General features: G+C 42.6%; 16 protein-coding genes and 1 pseudogene. 3 read left to right on the forward strand and 14 right to left on the reverse strand.

What is annotated here, in order from left to right; translation table 11 throughout:
- Positions 1–17: 17 nt before the first annotated feature.
- The 4 genes from AC1D69_RS15775 to uxaC all read right to left on the reverse strand — a co-directional run bounded on the left by AC1D69_RS15775 (position 18) and on the right by uxaC (position 5,652).
- Positions 18–1,508: a UxaA family hydrolase gene (locus AC1D69_RS15775; protein ID WP_495457095.1), complete on the reverse strand. Its 1,491-nt coding sequence runs from the start codon at positions 1,506–1,508 to the stop codon at positions 18–20.
- Positions 1,505–2,977, reverse strand: coding sequence for a tagaturonate reductase (locus tag AC1D69_RS15780; protein WP_495457096.1), 1,473 nt, complete (start codon positions 2,975–2,977; stop codon positions 1,505–1,507). The genes AC1D69_RS15775 and AC1D69_RS15780 overlap by 4 nt, the downstream gene beginning before the upstream one ends.
- A gap of 170 nt (positions 2,978–3,147) precedes the next feature.
- Positions 3,148–4,149 (reverse strand): LacI family DNA-binding transcriptional regulator, encoded by a 1,002-nt coding sequence (locus AC1D69_RS15785; protein WP_495457097.1) that lies wholly within the window; start codon positions 4,147–4,149, stop codon positions 3,148–3,150.
- A 99-nt stretch (positions 4,150–4,248) separates the two neighbouring features.
- The gene (gene uxaC, locus AC1D69_RS15790) at positions 4,249–5,652 is read right to left on the reverse strand and encodes a glucuronate isomerase (protein WP_495457132.1); all 1,404 of its coding nucleotides are present in this window, start codon (positions 5,650–5,652) and stop codon (positions 4,249–4,251) included.
- Positions 5,653–5,848: 196 nt separating this feature from the next.
- Between uxaC and AC1D69_RS15795 the strand changes: the two genes are divergently transcribed.
- On the forward strand, positions 5,849–6,325 hold the full coding sequence (locus AC1D69_RS15795; protein WP_495457098.1) for a DsrE/DsrF/DrsH-like family protein: 477 nt from the start codon (positions 5,849–5,851) through the stop codon (positions 6,323–6,325).
- A gap of 116 nt (positions 6,326–6,441) precedes the next feature.
- Entirely contained in the window at positions 6,442–7,947 is a 1,506-nt protein-coding gene (locus AC1D69_RS15800) for an aminotransferase class V-fold PLP-dependent enzyme (RefSeq protein WP_495457099.1), read from the forward strand.
- Between the two features lie 101 nt (positions 7,948–8,048).
- Here the strand turns inward: AC1D69_RS15800 and ilvA are convergent, their stop codons facing one another.
- A complete protein-coding gene (gene ilvA, locus AC1D69_RS15805; RefSeq protein WP_495457133.1) occupies positions 8,049–9,284 on the reverse strand; it encodes a threonine ammonia-lyase IlvA in 1,236 nt (411 codons plus the stop codon).
- A 335-nt stretch (positions 9,285–9,619) separates the two neighbouring features.
- Positions 9,620–10,228 (reverse strand): alpha/beta hydrolase, encoded by a 609-nt coding sequence (locus AC1D69_RS15810; RefSeq protein ID WP_495457100.1) that lies wholly within the window; start codon positions 10,226–10,228, stop codon positions 9,620–9,622.
- 308 nt (positions 10,229–10,536) lie between these two features.
- Between AC1D69_RS15810 and AC1D69_RS15815 the strand changes: the two genes are divergently transcribed.
- Positions 10,537–11,373: a YitT family protein gene (locus tag AC1D69_RS15815; protein WP_495457101.1), complete on the forward strand. Its 837-nt coding sequence runs from the start codon at positions 10,537–10,539 to the stop codon at positions 11,371–11,373.
- Between the two features lie 594 nt (positions 11,374–11,967).
- On the opposite strand, the pseudogene AC1D69_RS15820 reads toward AC1D69_RS15815, so the two are convergent.
- From AC1D69_RS15820 to purQ, 8 genes and pseudogenes are all read right to left on the reverse strand, one after another.
- A pseudogene (locus AC1D69_RS15820) lies at positions 11,968–13,018 on the reverse strand (transposase).
- Positions 13,019–13,491: 473 nt separating this feature from the next.
- Positions 13,492–14,757, reverse strand: a complete 1,266-nt coding sequence (purD, locus tag AC1D69_RS15825) for a phosphoribosylamine--glycine ligase (protein ID WP_495457102.1) — start codon at positions 14,755–14,757, stop codon at positions 13,492–13,494.
- 85 nt (positions 14,758–14,842) lie between these two features.
- Positions 14,843–16,390 carry a bifunctional phosphoribosylaminoimidazolecarboxamide formyltransferase/IMP cyclohydrolase gene (gene purH, locus AC1D69_RS15830; RefSeq protein ID WP_495457103.1) on the reverse strand — a complete coding sequence of 516 codons (1,548 nt, stop codon included), beginning with the start codon at positions 16,388–16,390 and terminating at the stop codon, positions 14,843–14,845.
- Between the two features lie 158 nt (positions 16,391–16,548).
- Complete coding sequence (gene purN, locus AC1D69_RS15835; protein WP_495457104.1) at positions 16,549–17,169, reverse strand: phosphoribosylglycinamide formyltransferase; 621 nt, start codon at positions 17,167–17,169, stop codon at positions 16,549–16,551.
- Positions 17,169–18,209: a phosphoribosylformylglycinamidine cyclo-ligase gene (gene purM / locus AC1D69_RS15840; protein ID WP_495457105.1), complete on the reverse strand. Its 1,041-nt coding sequence runs from the start codon at positions 18,207–18,209 to the stop codon at positions 17,169–17,171. The genes purN and purM overlap by 1 nt, the downstream gene beginning before the upstream one ends.
- Positions 18,210–18,284: 75 nt before the next feature.
- Positions 18,285–19,793, reverse strand: coding sequence for an amidophosphoribosyltransferase (purF, locus tag AC1D69_RS15845; protein WP_495457106.1), 1,509 nt, complete (start codon positions 19,791–19,793; stop codon positions 18,285–18,287).
- Positions 19,778–22,021, reverse strand: a complete 2,244-nt coding sequence (gene purL, locus AC1D69_RS15850) for a phosphoribosylformylglycinamidine synthase subunit PurL (RefSeq protein WP_495457107.1) — start codon at positions 22,019–22,021, stop codon at positions 19,778–19,780. The genes purF and purL overlap by 16 nt, the downstream gene beginning before the upstream one ends.
- Entirely contained in the window at positions 21,999–22,688 is a 690-nt protein-coding gene (gene purQ / locus AC1D69_RS15855; RefSeq protein ID WP_495457108.1) for a phosphoribosylformylglycinamidine synthase subunit PurQ, read from the reverse strand. The genes purL and purQ overlap by 23 nt, the downstream gene beginning before the upstream one ends.
- Between the last annotated feature and the right edge of the window lies 1 nt (position 22,689).

The raw sequence follows: 22,689 nt of genomic DNA on the forward strand, positions 1-22,689 counted from the left end.
CCTATCTCTTAATGATCTTACAACGTCACACCCGACTTAAAAATAGCGATCTCACGGAAGTCGTTCTTCTCATTGTTGACCTGTTCGCCGCTCGCAATCGAAATGATGTAGTTCACGAACTGTTCTAACACCTCGTCAGGTGAGTCATCCTCCACAAGTGTCCCTGCATTGTAATCGATCCAATGCCCCTTCAACTTATATATCGCTGAATTGGTAGATACTTTGAGGGTTGGAACGAATGTACCAAATGGTGTTCCACGTCCGGTGGTGAACAACACTAATTGACATCCACTTGAGGCTAATGCGGAAGCGGCAACGAGGTCGTTACCTGGAGCACTTAGAAGATTCAACCCTTTGGTTTCTAACCGCTCACCATACTTTAGGACATCCATAACGACTGAAGTTCCCGCTTTTTGCGTACATCCTAAAGATTTATCCTCTAATGTCGTAATGCCACCCGCCTTATTTCCTGGGGAAGGATTCTCATAGACAGGTTGATTATAAGTCATAAAGTATTGTTTGAAATCATTGATAAGTGCGACGATCTTATGAAACACTTCCTCATTAGCGGCTCGCTCCATCAACAATGTCTCTGCACCAAACATTTCAGGTACTTCGGTTAGGACGGTCGTTCCACCTTGTGCGACTAGGAAATCAGAGAATCGACCTAATAACGGATTGGCCGTTATACCTGAGAAACCATCCGAGCCTCCACATTTCAAGCCAATTTTAAGTTCAGATAACGGAACATCTTCACGGTGCTCTCCCCCTGCGGCCTTATAGATTTCAAGAAGTAACTTCACACCTTCCTCCATTTCATCCGATACATCTTGGGATACTAGAAACTTCACACGCTCTTCATCGTAATCACCCAAGTACTCCTTGAAAGATTGCATTTCATTATTCTCACACCCTAGACCAAGAACCAATACACCTCCAGCATTCGGATGTCGAACGGCATTCTGAAGAATAGTGGTGGTATTCAGGTGATCATCACCAAGTTGAGAACAACCGTAGTTATGTTTAAGAACGAGCGTGTTCTCGAAGGGAGTGATGTCTCCTACTTCTTTTATAAATTTTTTTAGAATCCCCTCCGCTACCCCATTTACACAACCTACTGTAGGCACAATCCATAATTCATTTCGAATCCCAACCTTACCGTCTTTACGTCTATATCCTTTAAAAGTGAGGTTCTTCTGTTCAAATGGATTCTCACTCCTACGCGGCAAATAGCTATACTCTTCGATCCCTTTCAGGTTCGTCTTCGTGTTATGCGTATGAACCCAGTTCCCTATACCAATCTCTTGCATTGCATGCCCGATCGGACAACCATATTTCATGACATGTTGATCCGTACCAATGGTTGTAATTGCGAATTTATGCCCTCGACTAACGGTCTCTTTCAGTACTATCGTCTGATCATGTACCTCAACCTTGTCGCCTTCATGAAGTTCTCTTAGAGCTACAGCTACGTTGTCATTTAGATTGATTCTCAGCGTCTCTTTCATACACGCTCACCTTCATACTCCATCATAAGATGTAATGCTTCTTGCATGCCCAATTGGTGAATACACTTGGTATAGTCGATCACGGATGCACTTAACCCATCAATTGAATTCAAGTCCAACTCCCAATGTGTCTTATTACCAAGTGCTGACATCACAACCTGATCGAGACCGATAGATGAACCATCCCAATCGTTCCAAAGTGTCTGATAGAAATCTAGGATAGGGGCATCATCGGACACCTGAAAAATTTCTTCCCCCCTCTTCCCTTGATAGAACATGATGAGAGCAGCCAAAGAGAATGCTAACTTGGCTGGAATCTTCCCTGTTCTGTTCACATATTCCAGGAGAGAAGGTAGATTTCTAGTCTGGAATTTAGAGATCGAATTAAGAGAAATACTCATGAGATAGTGCTGCACAAATGGATTCCGGAACCGTTCAATCACATCTTCAGCAAAAGATGCCAGCTCTTCCTGTGGCAAATCAAGAGTCGGAATGATCTCTTGTTCCATCAGATCCTTGACATACCTCCCAACGACCTCATGATTGATAGCCTCACCTACAGTATCAAGTCCGTATAAATAAGATACAGGCATCATACCTGTGTGCGCACCATTCAGAATTCTGACCTTACGCGTCCGATAAGGCGCCATATCATCCACAACAAGGACATTTAATCCAGCAGCTTCCGCCGGGAATTCTTTCTTGATCCATTGTGGACCCTCGATTACCCATAGATGAAATTGCTCTCCCACAACAACAAGACCATCTTCATATCCCAGCTCTTCTGTAATCTCACGAATCGAATCCTTCGGATATCCCGGTACAATCCGATCTACGAGACTGGAGCAGAAAGTATTCGCTTCTTCGATCCATATAACGAATTCTTGCTCTAAATTCCAAAGTGTTGCATATTGAAGGACAACCTTCTTCAATTTATCCCCATTACGGTCAATCAGTTCACATGGAATAATAATTAACCCTTTGTCCTTGTCGCCTTGGAACTCTTGGTAACGTCGATACAAGAAAGCCGTCAATTTACCCGGGAAGCTACTCTGAGGTTGATCTTCCAACTTATCGTTAGGTTCATAAGCGATCCCAGCTTCTGTCGTATTCGAGACTACAAATCGAATATCCGAGCTTGCGGCTAGCGCCATATATGCTTGATGGTCGGTGTAAGGATTAATTCCTCTGCTGATACTACTAATCACAGCATGCTCCTTTACAGGTTCTCCTTCTTTCATACCTTGTAAATAGAGCGTATAAAGTCCACCTTGTTCATTCAGTTTGTCAATCAATCCTTGCTCTAAGGGTTGAACGACAACGACACTCCCGTTGAATCCAGCCTCTTGGTTCATCACATCAATCATCCAATCCACAAAGGCTCTAAGAAAATTCCCTTCCCCAAACTGCACAATTTTCTCTGGATAATTAGAAGACGGTGTCCACGTGCTTCGATTTAACATTGCCATGATATTACCTCCATTATAATTAGTCATCATTTATGCACACGTTAACATTTATCTATAAACATCTATCTTGTGTGATTTGTTTCACATTATATGATATTCAGAGCACAGTTTCTAAGGTACACGGTATCTTAAAAACTGTACTCTATACATGACAAGCTATTCTACATATATCACGCCATGCTTCGTACGGAATCACGAATCTTCAGTTCTGTATCCACAAATACAACTTCACCGGGTTGCTTCGGTTCATCAATAAGCTCCAATATCTTCTTCGCACCCATCATACTAATCTGTTCAATGGGTCTCTTAACCGTTGTTAACGCAGGTGTCGTATAGTGTGCGAATCCAATGTCATCAAACCCGACGAGAGATAATTCTCGGGGAATATGTATCCCACGATCAAAAGCAGCTCTCATCGCACCAATGGCCATATCATCATTACTGCAGAATACGGCAGTAGGACGGGATTCCAAGCCTAATAACTTCTCCATCGCTTGATATCCACTTTCCATATCATAACTACCTTGCAATATATACTCTTGAACAAGGGGGATTCGGTGTTCAATGAGTGCCTTCAGATACCCATCTTTACGCTCCTGAGTTGACTTGAATCCTTCGATCCCTTCAATCATAGCAATCTGCTTATGGCCTTGACCTATGAGATAAGAAACCGCTTCGTATGCTCCAGCTTTATCATTAGGTACGATATTGATCATCGAGGTGTCTTGTACTTGACGATTCAACACTACAAAAGGAATTCCGCTCTGTAATACATGATAGATAAAAGCATTATCCACATCGCTTTGACTCATCAGAATAATTCCGTCAAACCGTTTTTTATTGATCGAATTATAATCTTTATAGTTATCGATACCTCTTACGAATAAGTTGTAATTCTCACTAATGACACTATTCACGCCTCGGATCACGTCTGAGAAGAAGCTGGATGAGGTCCCCGTTGTTATACTCGTGAAAAATACACCTACGGTGTACGATTTCTGCATAACCAAACTTCTGGCATTGTAATCAGGAATATAATTGAGCTGTTCCGCAAGATCAACGATCTTCCTTTTCGTCTCCGTTTTAATATGGGGACTATCGTTAAGTGCGCGTGATACGGTCGTATGTGAAACATTTGCCAGTTTGGCTATATCTTTTATCGTGACGGACATATAAATTCCTTCCTTGTGTAACAATCTGTAAGCTACATAAGGTTAACCCATCCTAACTGAAATCACGAGTATCCCTTAGTGAAGCATGAATTAACATTATCATAAAAATGAAAAGTATTCCTTCGCATTTCTATAGGAAATGCCCTCGACAATAGAACCTAATAACTCCATATCAGCCGGATATTCGCCATCTTCTACCCATTCTCCAATTAAGCGACATACCAGTCTTCTGAAGTACTCATGTCTTGTATAGGATAGAAAACTACGAGAATCGGTTAACATACCCACGAATCGACTTAACAATCCGAGATTAGAGAGTACTTTCATTTGGTCAAGCATACCTTCCTTGTTGTCGTTGAACCACCAGGCCGTACCGAATTGTATTTTCCCAGCGATACCGCCACCTTGGAAGCTTCCGATGATCCCAGCAATGGCGTAATTATCTTTTGGGTTCAATGAATAGAGAATTGTTTTGGGTAAAGCATTCTCTTGGTCTAAGCCATCAAGAAACTTTACAAGTGGCTTCGCAATATCGTTGTCATTCATAGAATCATACCCTGTGTCTGGTCCTAATTCATTCAGCATACGAGTATTATTGTTCCGCAATGCGTTCATATGCAATTGCATGACCCAACCTAACTCTGCATACAACTTTCCAAGAAACGTAAGCGTATATGTCTTATATTTCTTCTCATCTTCTAGCGTTAGTGACTCACCCTTCAGAACTCTGTCAAAAATAGCACCCGCTTCTTCTCTCGTTGTCTCCTCATGCATGACCGTATCTAACGCATGGTCAGACACCCGTCCACCGACAGAATGGAAGAATCTAACCCGAGATTCTAATGCCTGTAATAATACTTCATACTGATCTATGGTTGAACCATATGTGTCAGATAATCTGTCTACCCAGTTCAGGAATCCGTCTTGTCTAATCTCAAGTCCCTTATCTGGTCTAAAACTAGGTAAAACGCTTACATTAAAATCACTCAACTGCTTGATTTGCTGGTGATACTCTAACGTATCTGCTGGATCATCTGTTGTACATACGACCGTTACATTCGACTTCACAATCAAATCTCTTGCACCGAAACCATCAGCAGTTAATTGAGCATTTACCTTTTCCCAGATTGCCGGGGCGCTTTGTTCATTTAGGAGGTCATGTATTCCGAAGAACCGTTGTAACTCTAAATGTGTCCAGTTATACAGAGGATTCCCGATTAGCATCGGTACCGTGATCGCCCATGCGATAAATTTATCGTAATCACTTGCATTACCTGTTATATATTGTTCTGGAACCCCATTCGCTCGCATGGCTCTCCATTTATAATGATCCCCATACAACCAAGCTTCCGTAATGTTCTTAAACTTTTTGTTCTCGTAAATCTCCTGCGGATTTAAATGGCAATGATAGTCGATAATAGGCATTCCTTTAGCGTAATTTTCATACAAATGGACCGCTGTATCCGTGGTCAGTAGAAAATCTTCTCCCATAAACTTTTTCATGACATTCACCATCTCTTTTACATGAATTTGGGTAATCATAATCAATTATGAACCATTAACAACCCATAATGTTAACGTGAACATTTAACAATCATAGTGTATCTTACTTCATCTTCAAATTTCAATACGTTTTTTCGCATATCTTGGAACACCTTGTCTCATACTACTTACATTTCCAATTAGAGGAGGCATTAGTGTGAATAAAAAAATGAATTTACTTATGTTCAGTGGAGATTACGATAAAGCGATGGCTGGCTTAATCCTTGCGAACACAGCAAGAGATATTGATGTCGATGTAACGTTATTTTTTGCTTTTTGGGGACTATTTCTAATCCGAGATCCGGATAAAATGACACTTGAGGATAAGACCATTTATGAAAAACTGATGTCCGTCATCACGCCTAAAGGTCCTGAGTCACTCCCCTTATCCAAAATGAATTTCAGCGGTCTGGGAAAATGGATGCTAGAAGAAATGATGGAGGATCAAGGCGCACCACAGCTTATTCATTTCCTGAAAGGTGCCAGAAAGAAGAACATTAAGTTCTATGCTTGTAAATTGTCCGTGGAGATTATGGGCTTCAAGCCCGAGGAGTTCCTACCGGAAGTTGAAATCATTGATGCTCAAGCTTATTTGAGAGATGCTCTTGAGTCAGATATGCAATTGTTTATTTAAATATTTAAGCATTTCATCAGTGTTACAAATTTATTTTAACTAGGCTTTAACCCACCGCGACATTCAGACATATACTGAAATCAAAATCATGTCAGGTTATGTTGGAGGAATCGTTCGTGCCTAATGTACATCGCAATGACCTAACCGAGGATATCAGTTCACGTTCATTGACACCCTATTTTGAAACATTCCGTAACCATACCATTGGTTCAGACTTCTATTTCGAATCTCCTTACGGTAGGAAGCAAGTCATTTATGCGGATTGGACAGCTAGCGGACGTCTGTATCGCCCTATTGAAAACCATATAGCGGAGTTCTTTGGCCCCTACATGGCTAATACGCATACAGAATCGACTATCACAGGCACTACCATGACTAGAGCCTACAAGGAAGCACGAAACATCATTAAACGGCATGTCCATGCCAACGAACAGGATATTCTTATTAATACGGGTGCAGGGATGACCTCAGCAGTTAACAAGTTACAACGTATTCTAGGACTTAGAATACCTGAGTGGCTTAACAGCCATTATTCCATCTCTGAAGAGAATCGTCCGGTTATTTTTATGAGTCATATGGAGCACCATTCGAATCAGTTATCGTGGTCGGAGACGATCGGAGATGTCGTATGTCTTGAACCAGATAATCACGGACAAGTGGATCCTGAGATATTAGAACAAGCTTTAATCAAATATCGCCATCGCACATGTAAAATAGGTTCTTTTACTGCATGTTCCAATGTAACGGGGATTCAGACACCCTATCATACACTAGCCCGAAAAATGCATGAGCACGGTGGAATCTGTTTCGTTGATTTCTCGGCAAGTGCGCCCTACGTCGATATAGACATGCACCCATCTTCTCCCTGGGAACAACTCGATGGTATCTACTTCTCACCACATAAGTTTCTGGGTGGCCCTGGAAGTAGTGGTGTGCTGATCTTCAACTCACGGCTCTACAACAATCTCATTCCGGATCATCCGGGAGGTGGAGCGGTATCTTGGACGAACGCATGGGGTGGACGTCAGTATTATACAGATAAGGAAGCTCGCGAAGATGGTGGGACCCCTCCCATTCTACAGACCCTTAGGACGGCACTCTGTCTTCAATTAAAAGAACGTATGGGAACTACACAAATAATCCAACGTGAGGGGGAATTTACCTCTATTCTAATGAACGAGTTAACTCAGACCCCAGGGGTATTTGTATTGGAGAATCAAGTGAAGGAACGCCTTGGCATCATCTCTTTTATTGCACATCGCATACATTATAACTTGTTCGTTAAATTACTTAATGATCGCTTTGGAATTCAGGCACGTGGTGGTTGTTCCTGCGCCGGTCCATATGGACATTACTTGTTACAGATTAATGAGAGTACTTCAAAGGCAATTTCAGATCAGCTAGATCAAGGTGATCTAACCAACAAACCGGGATGGGTTCGTTTATCTATTCACCCTACAATGACACATCAAGAAGTTCATACCATTTCGGAAGCAGTTCGTTCTATTCTAACAAATATTGAAATCTGGAAGCACGACTACCACTATGACTCATCTACGAATGACTGGACCCACAAATACGCTTCACATCAAGTAAGTCTAGATGAATTATTCACTTGGTAGAGACTACCCTGGAGATAACAATATGGACAGTAGCACAAAAAGGCGTGATACAATTTTTTGCATTCACACCTTTTTGCTGGTTTTCTATTCTATTTAGAAATTTAAAAAAGTAGATTGAATAAATTCAAGTCTTTATTAAGCTCTGTATAGTCGAATCCTTTGCGATTCATTCGTTCAATTAATGCGGCATAGTCATCTTTTTCATCTAATTCAATACCTACGAGAGCTGGTCCATTTTCTTTATTATGCTTTTTCGTATATTCAAAGTTTGTAATATCATCATCTGGACCTAGTACATCCTCGAGGAATTCACGTAATGCTCCCGCACGTTGTGGAAAATTAATCATGAAATAATGTTTGAGTCCTTCATAAATAAGAGACCGTTCCTTGATCTCCTGCATCCGAGCTATGTCATTATTCCCTCCACTAATGATACAGACTACCGTCTTACCTTCAATCTGTTCCCGATATAAATCCAATGCTGACACGGGTAGTGCTCCCGCTGGTTCTACAACGATAGCATTCTCATTATATAGTTCTAAGATCGTCGTGCATGCTTTGCCTTCAGGTACCTTCACGACATCATCAAGCGTACGTGAACAGATATGGTAGGTCATATCTCCTACCCGCTTCACAGCAGCGCCATCAATGAATTTATCAATCTCGTTCAGTGTCACTACTTCCTTACGTGATAACGCTTCACTCATTGAAGCTGCTCCTAATGGCTCAACTCCAATCATTTTCGTCTGAGGACTAACTGTCTTGATATATGTACCTACTCCCGCTGCTAGTCCACCTCCACCGATCGTCACAAAGATATAGTCAGCAGCAGTATCTAGACTTTCCATCACTTCCATTGCAATCGTTCCATTACCTGCAATAATGCGTGGTTCATCAAATGGGTGAATAAATGTCATACCTTGCTCATCACAGGTCTTCATCGCTTCAGCATAAGCATCATCATACGTATCACCAATCAATACAACCTTAACATTCTCACCGCCGAACCGTCTAACCTGCTTCACTTTTTGGTTAGGTGTCGTACTAGGCATATAAATTTTACCTTGAATCCCTAGTGTTTTACAGGAAAAAGCCACACCTTGAGCATGATTACCTGCACTCGCACAGACGATCCCCTTAGCCAATTCTTCCTCAGTAAGATTGCGAATCATATTATATGCGCCACGGATCTTAAACGACCGTACCACTTGTAGATCCTCACGCTTCAGATAAACGTTACAGTTATATTTAGCGGAAAGTACCGCGTCCCATTGTAAAGGTGTCCGTACAATAACTTCCTTTAATACATGATGTGCTCGTACGATCTCTTCCATCATGACTGGGACCTGCTTCTGTGGGTTAGAGAATGTCTTTGCCTTAGTTGAATCTACTATAGCTGATTTCTTAAGAGATTCTTCCGTGTGATCTGTATTGGTTTCTTCGTTCATACCTGTCATCCTGCTCCTCATTCCAATATCTATGTATACAACTGACATTGTTTAATTTTATTCTACTTAATAACGTACTCTTTTCACGCTTGTTTTTCAACCGTGTCATAGGATGTAATACATGTTATACGACTTATACATGATTAGTTTATATATTATTAAAAGCCCTTCATCTACTATAGATGAAAGGCCTATTTCACTCCGGGTAAATATAATTAACCTAATTAACTAAAGTTCTTCTCGAACCATACTCCAGCTGCATCGACCTCTGTCCGGCTCAATTGGTGACCATTATTCTCCCAATGAATGTCGGTTACAGCTCCAGCACCTATCAACAAGGCTTGAAGATCCTCAGATTCTTGTGCAGGGCACATCTGATCATTCCGTCCTGCTCCAATAAAGACAGGTATACCCGACAAATCAGGTAACACCTTATTGCGTAGTGGAACCATGGGGTGATGCAGTATAGCCCCTTTAAAAGCATCTGCATAATGGAACAGTAGACTTCCAGCAATATTAGCACCATTCGAATATCCTACGGCTACCATGTTACGACGATCTATTCCGTATTTGGCTGCGGCATCATCTAAGAATTGGTACACTTCTTGAGTACGATTGACCAAATCAACTTCATCGAAGACACCTTCGGCTAACCGTCGAAAGAAGCGTGGCATTCCATTCTCGAGGACATTACCACGAATGCTAAGAATAGATGATGTCGGTGATATCATATCTCCAATAGGTAACAAATCTTGTTCATTACCTCCAGTACCATGAAAGAGTACAAGAATAGGTGCGGAAGTGTCACTTCCTTGTTTAAATATATGCTTCAAAAGGTATCCCCCCAAGTCATTTTAATGAATACTAACTCAACAGCGAAATATTATTTTAATATTAAGATTATTAAACTAAGGATAAATGAAAAAAGGTTATATTGCAAGCCAATACATTTCATGATAATCCTTTTTACTCGACGATAGGATGTTGACCTTTTGCCATACCATGGGATTCCTGTTTTGCGTTTATACATTTTTCATTGACATATGCATAAATGGGAGTTACGATTTATACTTTGCGGACTATTTTTTGCACTAATTTCTTCTAGTTATTTTTGATCCAACACACAAAGGCGGGCTTTTCAATGAAAAAGAAAGTGATTGATATTCTTTTTATTATCTTAGGTACCTTTTTCTTCGCACTAGCGGTCAATCTATTTGTTATTCCAAACGAATTTGGCGAAGGTGGCGTTACAGGTTTAACTATTATTTTTTATTACCTTTTCCAATGGTCCCCAGGTCTAGTCAACTTAATTATTAATTCATTCTTACTTATTGCCGGTTATAAATTTCTGGACAAAACAACAACCATTTACACGATTATTGCTGTACTATTTAATTCCCTCTTCCTTCATTTAACTGTGAACTGGAGTATTCCTTCAGATGAACTTATTCTGAATGCTTTGTTCGGCGGTGTCTTTACAGGTGTAGGAATCGGAATGATTATACGTGTGGGGGGTACTACTGCTGGGACTGCTATTCTAGCAAGAATGACCAACAAATATCTGGACTGGAACATAAGTTACTCGTTACTGTTCTTCGACCTCATTGTTGTTTTCTGCTCTTACTTTATTATTGGAGCCGAGAGTCTCATGTATTCGATTGTTATGCTCTATGTCGGTACCAAGGTCATGGACTTCATCATTGAAGGTCTAAACCCTAAAAAGGCTGTTATGATCATTTCGAAAGAACAAGACAGAATTGCTGAGCAAGTAAATAATGTCATGGAACGAGGCGTTACCGTACTATCAGGCCACGGATATTATACAAAGAGCCCTAAAGAAGTCCTTTACATTGTAATCAGCAAACAAGAAGTATCTGCGCTCAAGAAAATCGTTAAAGCTATCGATATCGATGCTTTTGTAACGATCCATGATGTACGTGACGTGTTTGGGGAAGGGTTTGTAGATATTTCGAAATAGGTATGATTGAAAAAACATTATAAAGAATATGCATATAACGTGCGCTACGATGATGGATTGTCCTTACGATCGCTGTTGCCCTCAGATTTCTTGATTATACCGCTATAGCGGATGAAATCCGAGGGCAAAGGCGAACGCTTCCGCTTCTACAGAACAATTCCATCCTCTCCGCTAAATATGCAGATTCGGGGATCAATAGTTTTTCAATTTCGCTATTTGCTCCATGGTATATAAAGAAGGCCTTCCTATTGCCAGGAAGGCTTTTTTAACACAATTAAATCATAAAATGAATTAAAGGCGATTTTTCATTCAGAATCGAATGGAGAATCGCCTTTATTTGTATTGTGCCTTGCATGTGCCATGCAAGGAGACCTTAGGAAGATGCAACATCATATCTTAAATAGCTATCGATAGACTTAGCATAAGAGATCGATGCTTGGAATCAAGGCATACAACGCCTAAATTATTTATATGAGCATTTTGCATAATTCATTTTTCAAGAGAGAGACAAGGTTAGACCTCATACTAATTGAGTTTTTGAGAGAGTGCAGGCGTAAATGGACAGACGGGCAGAATTTTCGGAAGGTTGAAAATTTAAGCGGCGTTTGTGACTCGTTGTCTCGATACAGCCAGCGCAGTAGCAAGAAGCACAATCGCTCGCATTCAAATATTGGTGAGTCGTGACTTTTTGAATGCCCCAAACATGCAATTGGTCTGCGGTTAAATAAGTCTTCATACGAGAATTACAGCGTTCTACACTGGTTCGCTTGTTGTAGAGTTCCTTCCAGCCCCTGCTTTCTCGGTGCGGCATCGCATAGCGACGAAGATCTTGCTGAGTGTCGACCTTGACCACCATCCCATAATTGGAAGTCGAGCAAGCTACCATACCCAAAGGGCACTCGACTTTTCCAGTGGCGTGCGGACAACGGAATTTCAAACGTTCGTTCTCCTGACCCCAATACGTCATCGTAAACCCCATCGAACAGCAAGGTGTTCCTTTGGTTGTCATGCCTGCAGGTGGTTCCTTTTCATTCCCGTGGATTCATTGGAATAATCGCTTGGGCCTTCACATTTCGAGCAGCCTCGTAGTTTTTCAGTTGGTCATAACCCGCGTCTAACATGAAAAATCGGGTCTTGAATCGGTTGACAGTTTGCTTCATGAGTGGGGGGCCCTCGTCCCCATCGTTCACATGTGCGGGTGTAACTTTTAGGGCAATCGGAAGGTCACTCTTGGTATCGACGGCCAGATGCAGTTTGTAGCCAAACCACTTGACTTTATTGCCAAAGGTGTCGAGCTTCACTCCCCAGTTGGCATTGCCTGTAAGTTCGCTTTTACGTTTCGGTTCTTTTTTCTCATAGGCGCGGATCGATCCAGTCGTAACCCACACTGGTAACGGAAACGAAGGTCAAATACGAGTCTGCGTTGCAAATCGGTGAACGTGTCGATGTTCTCCAAAGGGGCAGCGAGCAACGCGCGGAGAATTCCTTCGCGGCAGTGGCCATCCGCTCCTCGGGGTGAAGGATTTCTCAATTTTTTCGCGTAAGGACGAAGGTCGAGTGCACTGAAAAAGATAGGTAGTCGTTCTTTAGAATCGATTTTTTGCAGTTCCTCAAAGGAAAATAGACTTTCTTGGAGAATATACATAGTGACTTCACTCCCTTGGGTTTTCTCGTTTGGTCACTTGAAAACTTCTCCAAGTTGGGGTGAAGTCCTTTTTTATGCTCAAAAATCCTTTGTGCACCAAGGGCTTAGATTAATGCAAAATGCTCAAACAAAAAAGAGACATCTTTTACACAAATAGATTGTGTAAAGGATGCCTTGAACCTAAAATCCATACTTGCAGAAAATGAAGAATACTATGCGTATAGCGAAGAGGACGGAATTGTCCTGAAGAAGCTTTAGCGTTCGCCTTTGCCTGCTGATTTAAACCGCTTCAAGCGTTATATAATCAATAAATCAGCAGGCAACAGCGATCGTAAGGACAATCCGTTATCGTAGTGGGTATCCTACGCAATGTATGGAGGTTTTTATTAATTCCGCTCGTGTTCCCCCGGTATTGCATGACATCATATTCTATCTATTTCTCATATGTCTAACATCTTTACGATTCTCATGAATTAAATAAGTGCCTTCGCCGCTATGTCTGTACGAAGATGTTTACCTTCAAAGTTAATATGTGCTGCTTCACGGTATGCTTTTGCACGTGCCTCAGCGATGTCTGATCCTAAGCCTACGACGCCAAGAATTCGTCCACCGTTTGTGATCCACTCATCAGTCTCATTCTTTACTGTACCTGCATGGAATACGAGCGCATCTTGCACCTCATCTAATCCATTGATCACGATACCCTTTGGATAGGCGGCAGGATAACCTCCTGAAGCCAACACGACACATACCGCTGCCTCATCGCTCCACTCGATCTCAATGTCAGCCAGTGTTCCGTTCACGGCTGCCCACATGATGGCGAGTAAGTCACTTTTTAACCTAGGCAGTACAACTTGTGTCTCTGGATCCCCAAAACGTGCATTGAATTCAATCGTCTTCGGCGTTCCATCGGGTGAAATCATCAGACCTGCGAACAGTACTCCACGAAAAGAACGTCCTTCCGCAACCATCGCTTTAGCCGTAGGTTTGATAATCTTCTCAATGGCTTCTTCAATGATCTCTGAATCGATATGAGGAAGGGGAGAATAGGTTCCCATTCCTCCTGTGTTAGGTCCTTGATCGTTGTCGAATACCTGCTTATGATCTTGAGCTGCGACCATAGGTCGAACCGTCTCACCATCTACGAATGCTAGAATCGACATTTCTTGACCCGCAAGGAATTCCTCAATCACGACATGGCTTCCTGCGTCACCAAATACTTTGTCCACCATGATCTCACGTAATGCCGATTGCGCTTGTTCAATTGAAAAAGCAACCGTAACACCTTTACCTGCTGCGAGACCATCCGCCTTTATAACGATTGGAATTTGCTGATTCTGTAGATATGCCTTTGCATCCTCGTAATGACCGAACTTCTCATAGGCTGCTGTCGGAATATTGTATTTGTGTAGCAAATCTTTCATAAAAGTCTTGCTACCTTCGATAGCTGCTGCATTCTTGCGTGGTCCAAATACCGGAATATGCTTAGCTTCAAAAGCATCTACGATCCCGTCCACTAAAGGATCGTCTGGTCCAATGACAACAAATTCAATCTTCTTCTCGATAGCGAAATTTGTTAATTGATCGAAATCATGAACAGCAATCGGTACACATTCTGCAATCGTGCCAATTCCAGCATTACCTGGAGCGCAGTATATACGTCCAGCTTGAGGGCTCTTGGCTAACGCCCATACGATGGCGTGTTCACGACCTCCACCACCTACGACCAATATGTCCATGTTTGCCTCTCCCTCTTCGTACCCTTTTTCAAGACTCCATTCTTATACGACTCTAGACCATTAACACTATTTGTAAAACGATGATCTAGTGTTTAAAATGACGCGCGCCCGTAAATACCATTGCAATCCCATATTCATTGGCTACTTTAATGGACTCTTCGTCTTTGATCGATCCACCAGGTTGAATAATGGCAGTAATACCTGCTTTAGCCGCCAATTCGACTGTATCTCCCATAGGGAAGAACGCATCAGATGCGAGTACCGAACCTTTTGCCTTATCTCCTGCCTGTTCAATGGCAATCTTCGCGGAACCCACACGATTCATCTGACCTGCACCTACACCCACTGTCATATTATCTGCGGCAAGTACAATCGCATTAGACTTCACATGCTTAACTACTTTCCATCCAAACAACAACTGCTTCAACTCATCCTCTGTTGGTTGACGATCTGTAACCACCTTCAAGTCTGACGCATCCACGGAATGGACGTCACTCTCTTGAACGACCATTCCACCATCGATAGAGGTGAACAAGAACTGACTATTACGTTCTTTCGACGAACCGAATTCACCCATCTTCAATAGACGAATGTTTTTCTTCTTTGTTAGAATCTCAAGGGCTTCTTCTGTGAAGTCTGGTGCTAGAATAATTTCTAAGAAAATCTCTTTAAGTAGTTCTGCTGTATCAGCATCAATCGTGCGATTCGCAGCCACAATTCCACCAAAGATCGAGGTTGGATCAGCGTTGTAAGCTTTTTGATAAGCTTCACATACATTGCTTCCGGTTCCAACACCACAAGGATTCATGTGCTTAACAGCAACGACCGTAGGTTGATCATATTCTTTTACAATCTGAAGGGCTGCATTAGCATCATTGATATTATTATAGGATAACTCTTTACCATGAATCTGCTCTGCTGTCGTCAGCGTACCTTCAGGTGCTAATGGTTTACGATAAAACGCCGCTTTTTGGTGCGGATTCTCACCATAACGTAAGTCTTGTATTTTCTCATAGGTCACTGTCAATCGTTCTGGCAATGGGTCACCTGTTACATTCGATAAATAATCAGAGATAAGGGCATCGTAAGCCGCTGTATGGCGGAACACTTTTGCTGCGAGCCGTTTGCGTGTTTCCAGTGTTGTGTCTCCATCCTTACGGATTTCTTCAAGCACTGTACTATAATCGCTAGAATCTACTACCACACTGACAAAGGCGTGGTTCTTAGCACCTGAACGGAGCATGGTTGGTCCACCGATGTCGATATTCTCAATAGCTTCTTCATATGATACGTCTGGTTTGGTAATGGTTTCTTGAAAAGGATATAGATTTACGACCACTAGATCGATATAGCCAAGATCCAATTCTTTCATTTGTTGTTGGTGTTCCACATTGTCACGTACCGCTAATAACCCACTGTGTACGGCTGGATGTAATGTTTTGACACGACCATCCATAATTTCTGGGAACCCTGTCACTTCTGAAATTCCAATGACTGGCACGCCTTCTTTAGCAAGTAGACTGCTTGTGCCCCCCGTTGATATGATCTCCACACCCAATGCAGACAGCTCGCGGCAAAAATCTACGATTCCCTGTTTATCCGACACGCTGACTAAAGCTCTCTTTATACTCACGAATAGGATCCTCCTTTATATTGACGAAATGTCATGACCTGTCGCACTACACCTGACCATCTGTCATGTTAAAACGATAGCATTCGATTGTTCGAACAATATTTCCCGAGAAATATCGAATTACCTTGCAACACTACTTCCTTGTAGGCGAATCATCGTTATTTGTCCGACAATATTGTAACCTGTCTGTCGTTTACCGTTATACGTCCTTGTGCAAACCATGACACAACCTGAGGAAATAATTGCTGCTCCACAGCATGAATAGATCCAGCAAGAGACTCTGGCGTAGCTTTCGGCTCTATTTCGACACACTGCTGCGCGATAATAGTACCTGTATCCATTCCCCCGTCTACGAAATGTACCGTAGCACCCGTCCATTTCACACCATAGTTAAGGGCTTGCTGAATGGCATCTCTTCCTGGAAAAGAAGGAAGTAATGATGGATGAATGTTAATCAGTCGCCCAGCATACCGATCCACCATCACAGATGTCAACAGACGCATATATCCAGCTAATACGACTAACTCGATATTCAAAGCCTCTAAGCGTTCCACAATTTCTGCTTCATAAGATTCACGAGAAGAATACGACTTCGGTGTAAATAAGTGAACCTCCACGCCGGCATCCTTAGCTCGTTTAACAACTGGAGCGATTGGCTTATCGCACACTAGCAATTCCACCTTCGCGCCACCAAGCAAACCTGCTTTGCCAGCATCCACTAATGTTTGGAAGTTGCTACCTTCTCCGGAAGCAAATACGGCAATTCGGTAATGACTCATTACACGTCAGCCCCTGTAAAGGTAACGATTGATTCACCTTCGCTTACACGACCGATGATATATGCTTCTTCTCCATTCGTTAGCAATATATGGAGCGCTTCAGAGGCATCCTCTTCGCTTACGACAAGTACCATTCCAATGCCCATATTAAAGGTTGTAAACATATCTCGATTCGTAATATCACCTTTGTGCTGCATGAGTTCAAAAATCGGTAGAATTGGCCATGAACCATAGTCAATCTCTACATTCACGTCATCTGGAAGCATACGTGGAATATTCTCAATGAATCCGCCACCTGTAATATGGGCCATCCCTTTGACATTCACTTGTTCAATTAGAGCTAATAATGGTTTCACATAAATTTTCGTTGGGACCAATAATGTGTCCCCTAGTTTACCACCTAATTCTGAGATTTCATCATGCAGACTATAGCCTGCTTGTTCTAGAAGAAGCTTACGAACCAAGGAGAATCCGTTGCTGTGTACACCACTTGAGACAAGCCCGATCACAGTGTCCCCTGGAGCAATCGTAGTCCCATTAATGATGTTTCTTTTATCTACAACACCTACCGTAAATCCAGCAATGTCATACTCACCTTCGGAATACATACCTGGCATCTCAGCAGTCTCTCCGCCCGTTAAAGCACACCCTGCTTGATAACAACCTTCTGCGATTCCAGCTACAATAGCTTCAATCTTTTCGGGAACGACTTTGTCACATGCAAGATAATCAAGGAAAAATAATGGCTCTGCTCCTTGCACGATAATATCATTCACGCACATGGCTACGGCATCAATACCAATGGTGTCATGACGATCCATCGCAAATGCAATTTTAAGCTTTGTCCCTACACCATCCGTACCTGACACTAATACAGGCTCATCGTATTTATCCTTGTTCATGCTGAACAAAGCACCGAATCCTCCGAGATCTGTCATGACTTCTGGACGCATCGTCCGCTTCACGTGTTTCTTCATCCGTTCTACTGCTTCGTTCCCTGCTGCGATATCTACCCCAGCACTTTTGTAGGCCTCAGACACTTGTAAGAACACTCCTTCCATAATTGGCGAGCTATTAAATAAGTATATTAACGTTTAATACCTTGAACCAAGATGTTAACATCCGCAGCCTGCTTTTTCCTCACCACCGAAATCAAGCGTTGTCGGATAGTCATTATTGAAGCATGCGAGACATAGGCCACCATTCGGATCACTTGCGTTGTCTCCACCTACGGCATGAATCAATCCTTCTGGACTTAGAAAAGCTAGCGAATCCGCATTAATCTCACGACAGATTTCTTCCACCGTTTTATCGGAAGCAATAAGTTCTTTACGGTCCGGTGTATCTATCCCGTAATAACATGGATTCTTAAAAGGAGGTGATGTAATTCTTACATGTACCTCCGTCGCGCCTGCTTCTCGCAACAAATTAACGATACGGCGACAAGTTGTTCCTCTAACGATAGAATCATCAATCATAACGACACGTTTACCTTCAACAACACGACGAACAGCACTTAGCTTCATCTTGACCCCTTGTTCGCGCAATTCTTGACTAGGTTGAATAAATGTCCGCCCCGTGTATTTATTCTTGATTAGACCGAGCTCATAAGGAATTCCCGTCTGCTCCGCATATCCAATAGCAGCTGAAATACTAGAATCAGGTACCCCAGTTACAAGATCTGCATCTACGAATGACTCCAGAGCCATTTGACTTCCCATTCGTTTACGTGAAGCATGTAAATTAGAGCCGTTAAGATCACTATCAGGACGAGCGAAGTAAATGTACTCCATTGCACATAATGCTTTACGCTGTGGTTCGGTATAGCGATCTTCTTTTAGCCCATTCTCATCAAGTACCAATAGTTCGCCCGGTTGTATATCTCGTAATAGCTCAGCACCAATGGTCTCAAGTGCACAGGATTCAGAAGAGAATATATATGAAGTGCCTAATCTACCCATTGTGATGGGACGAAGTCCATGAGGATCCGAAGCTACAAGTAACTTATTATTGGTCATGACGAGAAAAGCGTACCCACCAACAATACGCTTCAATGCATCTTTCGCCGCTTCCACGACATCCTTGGAAGAACGTGCGATGAGGTGAGCCACGACCTCTGTATCACTTGTCGTCTGAAATATCGAACCACTCTGTTCTAACTCATGGCGAATTTGTGGAGCGTTAACAATGTTACCGTTCGTCGCAATCGCTAAATCTCCATCACGATACTTGAAGATAAGAGGTTGAGCATTCGCAAGACGACTATCCCCACTAGTAGAATAACGTACATGACCAATAGACATGTTACCTACTAAAGATGCCATTTTTTCCTTATCAAAAACTTCCTTTACAAGTCCCATGCCGCGGTGATAGTTAAATTCCTTCCCATCAGCTACACACATCCCACAGCTCTCTTCTCCACGGTGCTGTAATGCATGTAATCCATAATAAGAAAGCGATGCGGCCTCGGAATGACCGAACACTCCGAAGACCCCACATTCCTCTTTTAACGTATCAAAAATATCGTCCTTACCCGTACCTTCGTTATAGAAATCTCCTGTCCAGAGTGGATGAGATTGGGATTTACGGGACGCTAACTTTGCAGATGTTATTTCATGAGACACGGGATCGCATCCTTCCACACCTGCTTCAAGGCTTCCACAGATTGATTCAGTGCATTCTTTCCGTTGATATCAATAGCCAGATTGCTTCCTTCGACCGTACCGATCTTCACTATAGGAACACCATGTCCTTCAATATAAGCCTTTAATTGCTCTGCCTTATCTGGCGAAGCAGATAGTAGAATTCGTGATTGGCTCTCACTAAATAATGCAACGTCGCTACGAAGTTCTGTGTCGATAGTCACTTGAGCACCTAAATGTCCACTTATACAAGACTCAGCAATGGCTACGGCAAGCCCACCTTCAGATAAGTCATGTGCCGATTGAACAAGCCCGCTTTGAATTGCTCCAAGTACAGATGATAGTAATTTCTGCTCTACTTGAAGATCAAGTACTGGAGGACGTCCTTCCGCAACACCATGTAATATTGTCTGGAATTCACTACCCCCAAGTTCAGCGAAAGTATCACCGAGTAGCAAGATCGTGTCTCCTTCTTTCTTGAAGCCCTGCGTCGTAATATGATCAATATCATGGACTAGACCCACCATACCTACAACAGGTGTAGGATAGATCGAGCCATTAGCATTCTCATTATACAGACTAACATTTCCACCAATAACCGGTGTGTTCAGTTCGCGACAAGCTTCTGCCATACCATCCACAGCCCGCTCCATCTGCCAGAAGATCTCTGACTTCTCGGGATTCCCAAAGTTCAAGTTATCTGTAATCGCAAGTGGCTCTGCTCCACTACACACAATATTTCTTGCCGCTTCACTGACCGCGATCTTGCCACCCACTTCAGGATCAAGATATACATATCGTCCATTACAGTCCGTTGTCATTGCTAGACCCTTACGTGTACCACGGATCGTTACGACTGCCGCATCAGACCCTGGACGAACTGCTGTACTGGTACGAACCATATAATCGTATTGGTCATATACCCATGCTTTACTCGCCACACTTGGAGAGGCTAGAATCTGGCTCAAAGCTCCTTCAAGGTCTGTTACTTCGTCATAACGAAGTGTATCAATCTGATCACTATTCACATAATAAGCTGGAACTGAAGAAGGTTTATCATACACTGGACATTCATCCACTAGTGCATTGACTGGCATATCGCCTACGACTTCTCCGTGATGTAACAACTTCAACCGTCCATCGTCCGTTACTTTACCCACCTTGGCGCAGATCACACCCCAACGATCAAATATCTCTTGGGCTTGGGCTTCATCCTTCGGTTCAACAACAAATAACATGCGTTCTTGCGATTCGGACAACATCATTTCGTAAGGAGACATGCCATCTTCACGTTGAGGAACTTGATCCAAATACAGTTCTAGTCCGTTACCCGCTTTACTCGCCATCTCAGCACTTGAACAAGTCAATCCAGCCGCTCCCATATCCTGAATACCAAGAACGATGCCGCTGTCGATCAATTCTAGGCAAGATTCCATCACTAACTTCTCCATGAATGGATCACCTACTTGTACTGCGGTACGGTTCGCTTCAGACTCTTCACTAAGTTCAATCGATGCGAATGTAGCTCCGTGGATGCCATCGCGGCCGGTTGGCGGTCCAACGTAGAACACTGGGTTTCCTACACCTTTAGCGACACCACGCTGGATTTTGTCATGGTCAATGAGTCCAACACACATCGCATTAACGAGTGGATTGCCTTCATAGCTTTCATCAAATACCACTTCGCCACCAACGGTTGGAATTCCAATACAGTTACCGTAACCAGCAATACCTGATACAACATGCTCGAACAAATATTTCACACGATCACTTTCGAGTTTACCGAAACGAAGAGAGTTCAAGGTTGCTATAGGTCTTGCACCCATCGAGAAGATATCGCGGATAATTCCACCGACACCCGTTGCTGCTCCTTGAAAAGGTTCCACTGCTGAAGGGTGATTATGACTTTCAATTTTGAATACAACCGCTTGGTTATCACCAATATCTACGATCCCTGCACCTTCACCAGGGCCCATTAGGACACGAGGACCACTCGTAGGAAAACGACGTAGTAACGGTTTCGAATTCTTATAGGCACAATGCTCAGACCACATGACACTGAACACACCGATTTCCGTATAGTTAGGTTTGCGACCCATAAATCCACAGATCAACTCATATTCGCTCTCCGATACGCCCATCTGCTGATATATGTGTTGCTCCGCAATTTGTTCTGCGGTCGGTTCCTTAGCGGATACTTGCTGCGTCATGTGAATCCCTCCAGGACTTCAATATAGATGTGAACATACGTTTACCATCTTCTGAACCTAATAGTGTATCTACTGCGCGCTCTGGATGCGGCATCATCCCAATCACATTCCCACGTTCGTTACAAATCCCTGCAATATCTGCGACTGATCCATTAGGATTATCGCCATATGTGAACACGATCTGATGATTTTGTTTTAACTGTTCAAGTGTCTCTTCATCACAATAATAATTCCCTTCACCATGAGCGATTGGAATCGTTATTTCTTCGTTCTTGCTATATTCACTTGTAAATGGTGTCTCGTTGTTAACTACCTTCAGTACCGTATCGTGACAACGGAATTTCATCGATTCGTTACGGCGAAGCGCGCCAGGCAGCAATCCCGCTTCAGTCAAAATCTGAAAACCATTACAAATTCCTAATATGAACTTCCCTTGTTCCGCAGCCTTAGCAACCTCTGCCATTACGGGTGCAAAACGTGAAATCGCTCCGCAACGTAAATAGTCACCATAGGAGAATCCACCGGGAACCAGAATACAATCATAAGCAGAAAGGTCTGTTGCAGTATGCCATACGTAATCAACAGACTCTCCGACAGTATCTTCTACTGCTTTATAGCAGTCTATATCACAATTGGAACCTGGAAAAACTAAGACAGCAAATTTCATA

This window comes from Paenibacillus sp. Y301 (assembly GCF_059445505.1).